The organism is Haloplanus natans DSM 17983 (assembly GCF_000427685.1).
Classification (GTDB): Archaea; Halobacteriota; Halobacteria; order Halobacteriales; family Haloferacaceae; genus Haloplanus; species Haloplanus natans.
The window spans coordinates 1,190,181-1,202,899 of record NZ_KE386573.1 but is presented as its reverse complement, the minus strand read 5'-3'; the positions used below and the strand labels follow the sequence as shown (position 1 = coordinate 1,202,899).

At 61.1% G+C, this 12,719-nt stretch carries 13 protein-coding genes; 5 read left to right on the top strand and 8 right to left on the bottom strand.

All coding sequences use genetic code 11. The features are described from left to right. Window positions 1-32: 32 nt before the first annotated feature. From HALNA_RS08345 to sat, 4 genes are read right to left on the bottom strand one after another with little or no spacing between them, the layout of a single operon-like run. Complete coding sequence (locus HALNA_RS08345) at window positions 33-1,448, bottom strand: lipopolysaccharide biosynthesis protein (protein ID WP_049935926.1); 1,416 nt, start codon at window positions 1,446-1,448, stop codon at window positions 33-35. After that, window positions 1,448-2,233, bottom strand: a complete 786-nt coding sequence (locus HALNA_RS08340) for a glycosyltransferase family 2 protein (RefSeq protein WP_049935925.1) — start codon at window positions 2,231-2,233, stop codon at window positions 1,448-1,450. The genes HALNA_RS08345 and HALNA_RS08340 overlap by 1 nt, the downstream gene beginning before the upstream one ends. 55 nt (window positions 2,234-2,288) lie before the next feature. After that, window positions 2,289-2,912 (bottom strand): adenylyl-sulfate kinase, encoded by a 624-nt coding sequence (gene cysC / locus HALNA_RS08335; protein WP_084509950.1) that lies wholly within the window; start codon window positions 2,910-2,912, stop codon window positions 2,289-2,291. Continuing rightward, complete coding sequence (gene sat, locus HALNA_RS08330) at window positions 2,909-4,063, bottom strand: sulfate adenylyltransferase (RefSeq protein WP_049935924.1); 1,155 nt, start codon at window positions 4,061-4,063, stop codon at window positions 2,909-2,911. The genes cysC and sat overlap by 4 nt, the downstream gene beginning before the upstream one ends. 275 nt (window positions 4,064-4,338) lie before the next feature. Here sat and HALNA_RS08325 point away from each other — a divergent pair, with 275 nt between their 5' ends. Both HALNA_RS08325 and HALNA_RS08320 read left to right on the top strand, forming a co-directional pair. Further along, window positions 4,339-5,379, top strand: coding sequence for an NAD-dependent epimerase/dehydratase family protein (locus tag HALNA_RS08325; protein ID WP_084509948.1), 1,041 nt, complete (start codon window positions 4,339-4,341; stop codon window positions 5,377-5,379). A 5-nt stretch (window positions 5,380-5,384) separates the two neighbouring features. Beyond that, entirely contained in the window at window positions 5,385-6,845 is a 1,461-nt protein-coding gene (locus HALNA_RS08320; RefSeq protein ID WP_049935922.1) for a hypothetical protein, read from the top strand. Window positions 6,846-6,854: 9 nt separating this feature from the next. Here the strand turns inward: HALNA_RS08320 and HALNA_RS08315 are convergent, their stop codons facing one another. From HALNA_RS08315 to HALNA_RS20860, 4 genes are all read right to left on the bottom strand, one after another. Continuing rightward, window positions 6,855-7,802 (bottom strand): lysylphosphatidylglycerol synthase transmembrane domain-containing protein, encoded by a 948-nt coding sequence (locus HALNA_RS08315; protein ID WP_049935921.1) that lies wholly within the window; start codon window positions 7,800-7,802, stop codon window positions 6,855-6,857. Next, window positions 7,799-8,500 carry a PHP domain-containing protein gene (locus HALNA_RS08310; protein WP_049935920.1) on the bottom strand — a complete coding sequence of 234 codons (702 nt, stop codon included), beginning with the start codon at window positions 8,498-8,500 and terminating at the stop codon, window positions 7,799-7,801. Before HALNA_RS08310 ends, HALNA_RS08315 begins: the two co-directional genes overlap by 4 nt. Then, window positions 8,497-9,294, bottom strand: a complete 798-nt coding sequence (locus HALNA_RS08305) for a UbiA prenyltransferase family protein (RefSeq protein WP_049935919.1) — start codon at window positions 9,292-9,294, stop codon at window positions 8,497-8,499. Before HALNA_RS08305 ends, HALNA_RS08310 begins: the two co-directional genes overlap by 4 nt. Window positions 9,295-9,409: 115 nt before the next feature. Then, entirely contained in the window at window positions 9,410-10,408 is a 999-nt protein-coding gene (locus HALNA_RS20860; protein ID WP_211226009.1) for an NAD-dependent epimerase/dehydratase family protein, read from the bottom strand. A 120-nt stretch (window positions 10,409-10,528) separates the two neighbouring features. On the opposite strand from HALNA_RS20860, the gene aglJ reads away from it, so the two are divergent. The 3 genes from aglJ (at window position 10,529) to HALNA_RS08285 (ending at window position 12,699) form a co-directional block, all read left to right on the top strand. Further along, a complete protein-coding gene (gene aglJ / locus HALNA_RS08295) occupies window positions 10,529-11,434 on the top strand; it encodes an S-layer glycoprotein N-glycosyltransferase AglJ (protein WP_049935917.1) in 906 nt (301 codons plus the stop codon). 176 nt (window positions 11,435-11,610) lie between these two features. After that, window positions 11,611-11,970 carry a hypothetical protein gene (locus HALNA_RS08290; RefSeq protein ID WP_049935916.1) on the top strand — a complete coding sequence of 120 codons (360 nt, stop codon included), beginning with the start codon at window positions 11,611-11,613 and terminating at the stop codon, window positions 11,968-11,970. A 111-nt stretch (window positions 11,971-12,081) separates the two neighbouring features. Further along, window positions 12,082-12,699 carry an AsnC family transcriptional regulator gene (locus tag HALNA_RS08285; protein WP_049935915.1) on the top strand — a complete coding sequence of 206 codons (618 nt, stop codon included), beginning with the start codon at window positions 12,082-12,084 and terminating at the stop codon, window positions 12,697-12,699. Window positions 12,700-12,719 lie beyond the last annotated feature (20 nt).

Sequence of the window (12,719 nt, the reverse complement as noted above, 5' to 3'; positions counted from 1 at the left end):
CCATCGCAACGCCGGAGCCTATCGGTCCACGATCAGTCGCGAAGGTGGTCGAGAATGGTATCCACGTTCCGGAACAGGAGATAGCCGCTCACAGGCAGGATCGCCGCCGCGGCGAGCGTAGCCGGCACGTATCCGAGGACGGAACCGGCGACGACCCCAATGGAGGCGGCTGTCAGCCCGAACACCGGCCAGTCCGTGGTATCGATATCGAAGGCGTAGTCGACCTGCCACACTCCGAGCGCGTTCGTGAAAAAAAACACCGTGATCGTCGTCGCGATAGCCGCCCCGATCGCGTCGTACCGCAGGATGAGCACGGCGTTCAGGCCAATATTCCCGACGAGATTGAGTATCGTGTTGAGGAGGATGAATCGGCCCTGCTTGCCCATCAGCAGGATTTGTCCGATCTTCCCGAAGGAGGTGTTTATCACCATGCCGGCGCCGAGCACGAGCAACAAGTCGTACTGTCCAGCGTACGCACCGAACAGACCCAACAGTTCTCGGCCGAAGAGGAGGAGGACAAACAGCCCACCAAGCGTCGAGGCGACCGAGATATCACGAACGAAATTGTACTCGGCGAGGAGAAAGTCGACCTGATCCTCGGCTAGGAACTTCGAGATACGGGGTTGCAACACGTTGCTCAGGACCTGCTCGCCGTATCGAAGTACGGAGGCGACTTTCCACGCTACGTCGTACCCTCCCGTCGACGCCGTGGAGGCGAGCGTCGTCAGGAGCAACACGTCGACGTTTTTCATCAACTTGCTTCCGATGGAATTCAAGAGGAGGACGGTCGAGAACTGGAACTGTTCACGGGAGATGGCGCTGAGGTTCAGGTACTGCCACCCCTTCGAGACGATGGTGAACCCGACGAGTGGCAGATAAAACGACAGGCCGATCGCGGCGGCGATGGCCCACGGCCGCGGGACGAACAGGTAGACGGCGGCCATACCGCCGAGACGGAGCACTTCGCTGGTGATCTGTTCGAGCGCGATCGCCGTCGGGACACGTTCGAGTCCGCGGAGCACCCCGCTGGTGATCGGCAAAAGCGCCATCCCCGGAATCAGCAGGGCGAGCAGCCGCACCCACTCGACGACCATCGGGTCCTCGACGACGGCGGTAGCCAGCGGGGCCAGACCCCACACCACCGCGGCCGCGGCCAGGCTGACGAGCGCGGTCCACCCGAGCGCCGCGCCGGCGAAGCGGTTGATTCGCTCGTCGATGTCGGACACGTCGAGTTCAGAGACGTGCTGGATCGTCACTTCACGGAGACCGATCTGACTGACCAGAGCAATCAGAGTCGCGACGGTGAACCCAGTGACGTAGGCCCCGTAGTCGCTCTTGCTCAGAGTGTGTGTGAGCAACCAGAGGGTTCCGTAACCACCGACGAGTGTGGAGAGTTTGCCGACGGCACCGACGGCGCTGCCACGGAGATACTTCGACGCAGCGCCCATTATTTCCGGACCGTCCCGACGGCATACCCGACGGCACTCAGACACGTCGCTGCCACCGTCCGGGGCGTCACGTCGTGTGCGAGCGCGCGTCTGAAGTAGCCGATCGCCTGTTTGTACTCCCCGTTCCGGTGTGCGGCCCGCCCGACCCCGTGATACAGTTTGTGGTAGAACGCATCGGCGTATCGATCGGCAAGTTCCGGGGAGACACGCTCCGCGAACAGTTCGGCGAATCGCTCGTTCGCCCGGACGCGAAGTTCCGGCGAGTTCCGGGCCGACAGTCCGTCAGGCTGTTTCCGGATTGTGACGAGATCCTCACGGAAACAGACCCCGCCGGCCGCTGCCGCTTCGAGGATGAAGAGGTGATCCTCACGGCGTTCGAGTGCTTCGACGAACCGAAGTTCGACCGCCGACGTGTCCAGTAGCACCGAGGACGTGAGAGAGTCGATTCGTCCGAGAAACAGGTCGCGAACGAACGCCTCGGTCGAGCGGGACCGCCCCTCGACACAGATTGCCGCGCCCGTCTCCTCGATGGCGTCGAGTTGTCGCTCCAGCTTTCCGGGCTTCCACAGGTCGTCTGCGTCGAGAAAGGCCACGAACCGTGTGTCCACTCGCTCCAGACCACGGTTGCGCGCCCACGCCGGTCCTCGCTCCTTCTCGTCGGTCACGACCATAGGCTCGGTGGGGACGGACTGCGTCTCGGCGGACGCCAGCGCTTCCTCAAGCATCGCTTCCGGCGTGTGTGCCGGACTGTACGGAACGACGACCGAGACCCGCGGGTCGGTCATCCAGCGGTTCGAACCCCGTGGTAGACGGGGGCGGTCTTGTGTGAGTCCCGTCTCATCAGTCGTCGAGGTAGCCGAGATCGTCCAGTCGGCCCTTGATTTCGTCTTCCTCCTCGACCGTCAGGTCGAAGTCGTACTCCGAACTGTACTCCGTCTCGAGGACACCGAGCTCTTCGAGTCGGTGGAGGACGTACGCGACCGACTCGTCGACCGACTGTGCCTCGCTATCGACGACGATGTCGGGGTTGTGTGGCTCCTGGAATGGGTGGTTGACGCCGGTGAAGTTCTCGATGTTCCCTTCCTGCGCCTGCTGATAGAGGTTCTTCGGATCGCGACGCGCAGCCTCCTCGACGGAACATTTCACGTAGACGAGGACGAACTCGCCCTCGGATTCGATTATTTCACGGGCCTGCTGTTGTGCGTCACGGAACGGCGTGATCATCCCCGTGACAACCGAGATGTCGTTGCGGTTCAACAATTTGCAGATGAACGCTGTCCTGCGGTTGTTCGTCGCTCGGTCTTCCCGCGTGAATCCGAGGTCCGGATAGAGGTTCTTGCGAATCTCGTCTCCGTCGAGGTTCTCGATGTGGTGGCCCTGTTCGCGGAGGATGTTCTCGACGCGTTTCGCGAGCGTCGACTTGCCGGCGGCCGGGCGCCCCATGAACCAGATGGTGAAGCTCATGTCGACTCCTCCCCCTCGTCCGCGGTCACGAACGGTTGTTCGGCGTCCATGATCACGTCTGCAACCTCCGGACGCATCATCTTTTCCGAGGGGTGGGTTCCCGAACGAATCATCTCGCGGATCTTGCTCCCGCTCGGATGGATCTGTTCGTCGTCGCTATGGGGGCAGATCTTCTGTGACACCATGCCGTCACAGACCGTACAATAAAACGAGTAGTTGTAAAACAGCGGCTCGATCCCGATGTCGTCGATCTCGTCGAAGATCGTGTGCGCGTCGAACCCGTCGTAGAAGTCCTTCACGCCGGCGTGGTCGCGGCCGACCACGAAGTGTGTACAGCCCTGATTCTTGCGGACGAGGGCGTCGAAGATCGCCTCGCGGGGGCCAGCGTATCGCATCTTGCTCGGGAACACCGACAGTGACACGTTCTCGTGTGGGTAGTAGTGTTCGATGAGCGCCCCGTAGGCGTCGATGATCGTCCGGTCGGTGTAATCGCCCGCCTTCTTCGCCCCGATTTTCGGCTGGACGAGGAGGCCGTCGACCTGTTCGAGCGCGGATTTTTGGATGTACTCGTGGGCGCGATGGGGAGCGTTGCGGGTCTGGAACCCGACGACGGTGTCCCAGTTTCGATGGTTGAACAGTACTCGTGTCTCCTTCGGGAAGAGGTCGTAATCGCCGTGTCGGACCTCCGAGAAGAGGGAGATGGGACCGCCGACGAGGAAGTCGTCGCGGTCCAGATAGTTCCGAACGCCCGGGTGGGAGTCGTCGTCGGTGCCGAAGACGTGCTTCACCGTCTCGGTCTTGTTGTGTTTGTACACCTCTTCGGCGTCGATGTACCCCACTGGCGTGCCGTCGGGTCGGTCGAGTCGAACCCGTTCTCCGGGCACGATCTCGGAGGCGGCCTCACCGTCGACATCGAGGACGACCGGAAGCGGCCAGGTCGTCCCGTCTTCGAGCGTCATATCGTGAACGACTTTCAAAAAGTCGTTTTTGTTGAGAAAGCCTTCGAGAGGACTCAACCGTCCAGTAGCGATGCTAACGGCTTCCTGAAACTGCGGCGGAGTGAGCGTGATGGAGGGGACATCGTCCAACTCCGAAGCGGATCGACCCTCCAAAACTCGATCGACGAGCCTGCCGCCGTGGGGCTCGAGCATGGTTGGCCAGAAACCCCCGGCAGTAATAAAGGATGTCACTTCCGACTGGCCGTATACACCCATCAACACTCCACACTTGGTCCGTGCCGGAACGGCCGCCGGGATGGTGTAACAGTCGAGTTGCATACGCTGACGACGGTCAATCGGCATCGTTCGCCCGGACCGCCCGGACTCCCCTATGAAGCGGCTATCGACGGACATCTAGCCGAGAGATGGGCCAATTCGGCGACAGATAACCGAAATCATCAAGTCCGTTTCTCCAGAAGGGGTTTACAATGGCGACACACCTCGTGACAGGGGGGTCTGGATTCGTCGGGAGCCACACAACCGAATATCTTCTCAACCGCGGCGAAAGCGTCAAGATATTTGACATTACGCCGCCCGACATTCCGGGAATCGAATTGATGGAACGAGTCGATTATGTCGAGGGCGACGTTCGAAATCGACAGGCGCTCGCAGGTGCCATGGCGGATGTCGATTACGTCCATCACAACGTCGCGCTGGTTCCGCTCACGAAGGCGGGGGACACCTTCCGTGAGGTCAACCTGTACGGTACCAGAAACGTGATGCAAACCGCCCTAGAAGCCGAGGTGGACGGAGTGACACACATCTCGTCGAGTGCTGTGTACGATCTTTCGACGATGCCGGTAACCGAGTCCACATCGCTCGATCCGATCGGTCGATACGGGCGGTCGAAGTTGGCAGGCGATCGGATCGCACTCAACTACGCCGATCTCGGGTTGCCAGTCAATATTCTCCGGCCACGGACGGTACTCGACGAACGACGGGCCGGCATCTACCAGATACTCTTCGACTGGGTGGAACATAATAAACTAATCTACATGCTCGGCGATGGCGAAAACAAGTTTCAGCTGGTGAGCGCGCATGATCTGGCCGATGCATCATATCTGGCTGCGACAGCGGAGTTCTCTGGCGAAGTGTTCAACATCGGTAACACGGACTACAACACGCTTGGAACCGACCTTCGCCACCTGATCGACTACGGGGAGTCGGAATCCGACGTACTCTGGGTTCCGGCCCGCCCCGTGAGCCTCGTCCTCCAGACGCTCGACACGCTGCGTCTCTCGCCGCTCGCCCCGTGGCACTACAAGACCGTATTCAAGGACTACTACTTCGACATCACGAAAGCGACGGAGATGCTGGGGTGGACCCCAACCGACAGCAATTTCGACATGTTCGAGCGCGCGTACGACTGGTACCGAGCGAACGACATTGAGGCGACGGGGGCGGAGGGGAGTGTCCATCGAACCGCACCGAAACAGAAGATCCTCAGACTGTTACGTCAATTCTCCTGAGTCTGATGTTTAGGAGATTCCTACTGGGCTTCTGCTCATCAACGGAACTGTTTGACCAACAGAACCTCATCGGCATCGGTAGTACGTTCGCGGTGGTATTCGTATTCCTGAACTGGACTCGGTTTGTACTCGCACGGCTGGTGTTGCCCGAGGCGGATCTTGGACGGATGTTCTTTCCGGTAGGTGTTGGTGTGATGCGTTTCCCGAGTGTGCTGGCGTTCCTGTTTCCTGCGTTCGACCCGTTTCCTCGGTACCATGAGGTCCTGTTCACACCGAAACACGCCGTTATCGCGGTGATAGCCTGGGTCGTAGTGCTGGGTGCGGTATCCAACCTAGAACGCTTCGAGTGGGTTCATGTGTACCTCCTCTGTGTTAGTTCAACGGTCTTGACGACGCTCATTCAGGGATTCAAGCTTGGGTTCCTGTATCCCCTGACAGGGTTGCGGAACGGCCGCGAGACACACTACTTTCAGGACGCCGCGACCGTGGAATCAGCGTATGGGTTCGTAGCGAATTTCAATCGCATCCAACCGGACCTGTTCATCCACGCACGGGGCCATCCCCCCGGAGCTGTCCTCCTCTACTATGTCCCAAGACAGGTGATTTCCCATCCGGTATTCACTGGATTGGTAATCCTGCTGGTGGCAGCCGTCAGTTCGGTTTACACGTACCTACTGTTAGAGGAGCAGTTTAATCACGAGATTGGGATCATGATGGCGTCGGTTTTCGTGCTCTTGCCTGCCGTTCAGGTGTATTTTTACACGACACTGGACGCCGTCGTCGCATGTCTCGTCATCGTCACAGTATATCACTACGTGAGGTGGCAGTCCGATGATAACCTCCTCCACTACGTGGCCGCGGTACTAGCCACCATCATGCTGTTTTCGATCACTTTTTTAAGCGTGTTTGTGCTCGGCGTTGTCGGTCTACACCAACTGGATCGGTTGCGGGACGGAACCACGCTCAATTTTGTCCGGCAACTATCACTATTCACTCTGCCGATCGCGGCTGCGATGGGAGCCATCTATCTACTGACGGGGTTTAATTACGTCACGTCCTTCCTCACCGCATCGGCCATCGAGAGTGCGAAGTACGGCGGCGGGTTCTACGCAACGACCGCGCCGGTGTCGTACGTTACAACGAGGATTGAGAATGTGTTGGGAATCGTGCTATTTTTTGGTCCGTACTGTGGGTACATAGCGTACAAGGGGGCAAGATTGCCGACGAACGGGATCACCGACTTCGGCTGGTACGGGATGCTGACAATAGTTGTCCTGTTCCTTGCAGGGACGCCGAGAACCGGTGAAACGGCGCGTATATGTCTCTTCTTGCTTCCGTTCCTTCTGCTTTTTGTCGGGAACTACTTTCATCACCGGAACTTGTCTTTCACCGAAGGCAAACAACTGGCTGCACTGGTCTGGCTACAGGCAGTGTGCATGCAGTTGTTCGGGAACTACCTGTGGTGAGACGACTCATCAATCCGAGGACACACCGTCCACCATCGTCTGCCACTGAAAGGTCACATACACTAGCAGCGCGAGCCCGGCCGAGAACCAGAGCGTCGCCGCACGCGTGATCAGCGTGGCGCTGACCGCGGTGACCCGCGGCACGTCGAACAGCAGCAGGAGGCCGGTCATCGAACCCTCGGTAACACCGAGGCCACCCGGAAGGAGACTGAGGGCGCCGAGGATACTCGATACCGCGAAGACGAAGGCGGCGACGGTGACACGAACCTCCGCGCCGAAGCCCGAGAGGACGACCCAGAGCGCGAAACACTCCATTCCCCAGGAGACCGTGCTGAGAAGCGTCGTCACGGCGAGTGGCCGCGGGCGAAGCAGGTCCTGGGAACTCAGGTAGAGGGTGCGAACGTCGTCGATCCGGCGGCACACGACCGGAATGCCCTCCAGCGCGGTGATGAGCCGAAGACACCCCCGTTCGTACTGCAAAAAACCGATACCACCGAGCACGGGGAGTAGGACCACGAGCAGGAAGACGGGGGAGTAGTCGAAGGCGACAACGCCGAGGGTGCTGATCGTTACGACTCCCAGCAGGTCGGTGATCCGTTCTGTGGCGACGACCGGGAGTGTCGCACTCACCGGCGATCCGGTCACGTCGCGAATCAACCAGGATTTCCACACTTCACCCAGTTTACCGGGCGTCAGTATCATGATCAGACCACTTCCGAAGATTCCGAGGCTCGTCACCGGTGGGAGCCGAACATCGATCCGCCGGAGTAGATACTCCCACTTGACGAACCGAAGGAGTTGATTGAGGAGCGTCAATCCCAGAACGACCGGGAGGAGCCACCAGTCGAACCCGGACAGCGCACGGATGAGCGAGTCGAACTCGGCGTAGACGCTGAGCGCGAGCGTGACGGCGAGTCCGATAACGACGAACTCCCACAGGTTCTTTCGGAGGTTCATGCGTTGCGGAGCCGATTGAGCAGTTTTACCATCTTAGTGCCGGCGTGGACGGCCAGAGTCCCACGGCCGCCTGCGGGCTTGATATCTCCGTCCTCGATGGCCCGCCGTACGGCGCCGAGCATCGGCTCGTGATACTGTGACGATCCGTCTCGGTCGGGCGGCGATCGAACCGCCACGCGGGTGTAGGCCCGACCGAGTTCGCGAGCGAAATGCGCGTCGCTCCCGCCCGTCATCGGCAGGCGGTGGGATTCGGCGAACGTCCTCGCACGGGCGTTATAGGCGTCACGGATACAGCGGGAGTTCAGCACTTCGACGGCGTCGATGTGGTCCGCGTGTGACGCGATGGTTTCGAGTCCGTCGCGGAGGTTGTCGAACGGGTGCGGCGCGAGGGCGAGTCCGCCTTGTCGGTGGATCGTGTTGAGGACCTCGGCTGGGGGCTGCCAAGGGTCGATCGGCTCCGTCAGAAAGAGACCGATGATCTGTCCTTCGGTAGTGTCGATTTCCTCCGCCGGGATGATTAGGAACCCGTCGTCGGCTGCCAGCCGTGCGGGGTCGATCCCATCCATCGTGTTGTGGTCGGTGATGGCCACCCCATCGAGACCGACCCGCTTCGCCCGCCGAATCAGGGTTTCCGGCGGAACCCAGCCACATTCTTGGGAGAAACGGGTGTGCGTCTGCAGGTCGATGTCGAGGATCATAGGAATACCTCCGAAACCGGCCAGTAGAGCACCGCGAGCGCGACGGCCCCCCAGGCCAAGAAATTCGTCAGCAACGGTCGGTCCAGCAACAGCATGTGAGGTTCGCTACTCCCCTCATGACGGAAGGTGTTGTGTACGAACCGAAAGACGGCGAAGAACGCGAAGGGGATGGTGAGCATCATCGCGAGACTTCGTGCGAAGAACGTGTACATCGAGTATGACATCAACAGCGTCGTCGCGACGCTACCGAGTAAGAACTGCAACATCGGCGTTGAGTAGCCCTCGAACGTCTCGCGCACCGCCGTCGGCTCTGCAGTCTCAGTCAGTTCCCCCCAGCGTTTGCTGACGCCGAGCATCAGCGCGGTTAGGAACGTACAGAGGAGCAACCACGGGCTCAGCGGCGACCCAACCAGGACGACCCCTGCAACAGCTCTGATGACGAACCCGGCACTGATGCTAAACAGGTCGACGAAGAGGTACTGCTTCAGATGGAGGCTGTAAAGGACGTTCTGCCCAACGTACAGGAGGAGGAGCCCCAAAAAAATCGGGTCCAGAAGCCACGATAACACCCCGGACAGGACGTACAGCGAGACAGCGGCCACGACCGCAATAGGGATCGACACTTGTTCGCTGGCGATCGGGCGATGACGCTTTCGTGGGTGCCTGCGATCCGCCTCCACGTCGCTCACGTCGTTCAACACGTAGGTACTCCCGGCGACCGTCGAGAACAGGAGGGCACCAGCGGTGACACGCAACCAGACATCGATCTGCCCCGCAGCGCCCGAAAAAACCACGGCCAAATAAAGGATGAATTGTTTGTACCACTGCCACGGGCGCAGTTCGTAGACGAGGCCCCGTATCGTGGACGTACCGGCCGATTCGATATCTGTGGAGAGCAATCTCGTCGCCTCAGATAGCGTCGTGTTCCCGCGCCCATTGGACGCCGGCTCGCATCCCTTCGACGAGGTCGGTCGGGGGCTCCCAGTCGAGGTCGGAAATCGCCTTCGAGGGGTCACAGGCGATATTTCTCGACATTTCGCCGGCGACATGGACATTCTGTTCGTAGATACCGAGATTGCCGAGAGTGACATCGGCAATCTCCATGATCCGGGAAATGGGTGTGGGGACGTAGATCGGCTGGAGATTCTCGGAGACTCCGAGGAGATCCGCGATGGTCCGATAGATGTAGTTCGTTGTGTAGGGTCGTTCGTCGGCGATCCAGTACGTCTCACCGGTTGACACCGACGGCCGCTCCATCACGGAAACTAGGGCATCGACCAGGCTCGGGACGTACGTCATGCTCCGGAGGTTCATTCCGTTGCCAAACACGATCGGTTTCCCACCCTCAATCATCCGCATCAGTCTATTCATGCGTTCGGGCTGTCGGGGGCCGTAGTACCAACATGGCCGCACGATGGTGAAATCGAGTCCGTACTCTTGGTTGTACCGACGGACGTGCTGTTCAGCCATGTACTTCGACTCCCCGTAGTTGCTCTCCGGCTGACACGGCATCTCCTCGGTCATGAGTTCGTTCGGCGAGTCGTTGAATCCTTGAGCGGCGTTCGAGGAGACGTAGACGAAATGGTCGATGTCATGCTTTCGTGCTGCCTTCAGCATGTTCAGCGTGCCGTTGGCGTTGATCTTGAAAAACTGGTCGGCACCAAACAGACTGGACGGGTGAATGATCCCAGCACAGTGGAACACGATATCGACAGAGTCGTCGAACGCGTCGACAATGGTGTCCAGCTGTCGGATGTCTCCCGGATACGTCTCTACGTCGTACGGATCAAGTTCGGACGTATCGACGCCGGCTAACGTGAGACAGCGAATGGTGTGTTCCGAGTCGTCGAGCCGCCGGACGAGTTCGGTCCCCAGCCATCCAGGGGCACCCGTGATGAGGACTTCCATGCGAAACCGCATACAGACGCAGCTATATCAATCCACTCAAACGGGAATGGGCACACAACTCCGTCACGGAACCGCCCGAGTTGCAGAGTCCTTTTGTATCGCCTCGCCGATACCCCGGCAATGGCTCCGTCCGCGGACGTCTGTATCCTCGTCCCCACCCTCGACGAAGCCGAGACCATCGGCGACGTGGTCGCGGACTTCAGCGCGGCCGGCTTCGCCGACATCCTCGTCGTCGATGGCGGCTCCACGGACGATACCCGGTCGGTCGCTCGCGACGCCGGGGCCCGCGTCGTCGAACAGACGGGTGAGGGCAAGGGACAGGCGGTCCGTGAAGCGGTCCGGGAACATATCGACGCCGAATACGTCCTCATGCTCGACGGCGACGGCACCTACAGCGCCGACGACGCCGAAGCGATGCTCGACCCCCTCCGTTCGGGCGAGGCGGAACACGTCATCGGGAACCGCTTCGCCGACATGCGCTCGGGGGCGATGACGGCGCTGAACCGCCTCGGTAACCGCCTCATCAACGGCGCTTTCAGCCTCATCCACGGCGAGTCGTTCGACGACATCCTCTCGGGCTACCGGGCGTTCACCCGCGAGTCGTTCGAGCGGATGCATCTCACGGCGGACGGCTTCGGCATCGAGACGGAGATGGCCGTCGAATGTGCGAAGCGCGGAATTTCGACGAGAGTCGTTCCCATCACGTACTACCCGCGCCCGGCGGGGTCGAACACCAACCTCCACCCAGTCCGCGACGGCGGGATCATCTTCCTCGAACTCTACCGCCGCGCGAAGACGAACAACCCCCTGTTTTATTTCGGGAGCCTGGGCACGGTGTCGACCGCGACGGGCTTTTTTATCGCCGTCTACGTCGGGATCGAGTGGGTGACACAGCGAATCTCCCACGAGGTGCTCGCCGTCGTCGCCGGCTTCGCCATTCTCGTCGGCGTTCAACTGCTGATGTTCGGGGTGCTCGCCGACCTGATCCTCTCCCTGCACCGCGAGCAGTTACGGGAACGGGAGTGAGACGGAGTCCCCGGCCTCGAAACGTGGAGACGGAGCCAAACGGGACGCCACCCGGACCGGAAATGGGTGCCTACTGCCACGTCCTCGCGCTTAAGTCGGATTAAGCTGGACGGATTCGACTTTCGCGTCACCACGTTTGATTACGCTGACAGAATGAGGGAAGGCGCCGCCCACACATGGACCCCCACACGTTCCTGACCGTCGGTTTCGTCGTCCTCGTCGCCGCCGTGGCGTTCGTAACGGCACGCGTCGGCGCGGTGGCCATCGGCGTGCTCCCGCCCGCTCCGGGTGTCGACGGGACTGACACGGAGGTGGACGCCGTCGACGACGCGGCCTCGGTTGCCGAGACGGCCGACGGGGCGGCGGGCGACGAGAAGTCGGTCGACGACGCGCCGGCCGAGGGCTGGGACGCCGACCGGTCGGGAAAATCGCGACTCACCGCGGACGACCTCGATCGCATCCGGAGCCATCTGGCGAAAGACCGGTTCCACCGACGCCCGGACGACCTCCGGCCATCGGACGACGAGCGGTCGTGACCGGTACGGTTCGTCGTACGGCAACCCGTCCTGGCGAACCCCCGGTGTACGACCGGAGAGCGGCCGCCGGGCAACCGAAGGTACATCTTTTCGGCGTGCCTCCGTGTTCGCATGCGCGACCTGGACGAGACGGACCTCGCGATCCTGCAGGCGTTGATGAACGACGCTCGTCGGCCGTGGGCCGACATCGCCGAGACGGTCGACCTCTCGCCGCCCGCGGTGTCGGACCGCGTCGACCGCCTCCAGGAACTGGGCGTGATCCGGCGGTTCACGCTGGACGTGGATCGCTCGAAGCTCCGAGAGGGCGTACCGGTGCTGGTGACGGTCGAACCCGGACGCGACGCCGTCGACGACTGCCGCGAGGCGTTTCGTGCGGCCGAGGCCGTCGAACATCTCTTCACCACCGCCGAGGGAGACGTGGTCTGTTACGCCCGAATCCCCGACGGCGACGTACGGCGCTGGCTCGCCCGCACCGTCGACGACGGCGTCGTCGCCGACTACGAGGTGACGCTTCTCACGGGCGGCGAGTGGACGCCGAGCGTCGGCGGCACCGGCTTCGCGCTGACGTGTGCCGAGTGCAGCAACACGGTGACGAGCGAGGGAACGACGGCCCGCATCGGCGGCGAGATACACCAGTTCTGCTGTCCGTCCTGCGAGGCGCAGTTCGAGGCGCGGTACGAGCGATTCGAAGCCGGCGCGTCGGCGGACGCCGAACGGCCGGATTCTTAACCGTCCCGTGCCTCGGCCCG

What these genes read in the sequence shown, in the direction of transcription:
- HALNA_RS08345 (WP_049935926.1), bottom strand. Translation starts at nt 1,448, where the DNA reads ATGGGCGCTGCGTCGAAGTATCTCCGTGGCAGCGCCGTCGGTGCCGTC.
- HALNA_RS08340 (WP_049935925.1), bottom strand. Translation starts at nt 2,233, where the DNA reads ATGACCGACCCGCGGGTCTCGGTCGTCGTTCCGTACAGTCCGGCACAC.
- cysC (WP_084509950.1), bottom strand. Translation starts at nt 2,912, where the DNA reads ATGAGCTTCACCATCTGGTTCATGGGGCGCCCGGCCGCCGGCAAGTCG.
- sat (WP_049935924.1), bottom strand. Translation starts at nt 4,063, where the DNA reads ATGCTCGAGCCCCACGGCGGCAGGCTCGTCGATCGAGTTTTGGAGGGT.
- HALNA_RS08325 (WP_084509948.1), top strand. Translation starts at nt 4,339, where the DNA reads ATGGCGACACACCTCGTGACAGGGGGGTCTGGATTCGTCGGGAGCCAC.
- HALNA_RS08320 (WP_049935922.1), top strand. Translation starts at nt 5,385, where the DNA reads ATGTTTAGGAGATTCCTACTGGGCTTCTGCTCATCAACGGAACTGTTT.
- HALNA_RS08315 (WP_049935921.1), bottom strand. Translation starts at nt 7,802, where the DNA reads ATGAACCTCCGAAAGAACCTGTGGGAGTTCGTCGTTATCGGACTCGCC.
- HALNA_RS08310 (WP_049935920.1), bottom strand. Translation starts at nt 8,500, where the DNA reads ATGATCCTCGACATCGACCTGCAGACGCACACCCGTTTCTCCCAAGAA.
- HALNA_RS20860 (WP_211226009.1), bottom strand. Translation starts at nt 10,408, where the DNA reads ATGGAAGTCCTCATCACGGGTGCCCCTGGATGGCTGGGGACCGAACTC.
- aglJ (WP_049935917.1), top strand. Translation starts at nt 10,529, where the DNA reads ATGGCTCCGTCCGCGGACGTCTGTATCCTCGTCCCCACCCTCGACGAA.
- HALNA_RS08290 (WP_049935916.1), top strand. Translation starts at nt 11,611, where the DNA reads ATGGACCCCCACACGTTCCTGACCGTCGGTTTCGTCGTCCTCGTCGCC.
- HALNA_RS08285 (WP_049935915.1), top strand. Translation starts at nt 12,082, where the DNA reads ATGCGCGACCTGGACGAGACGGACCTCGCGATCCTGCAGGCGTTGATG.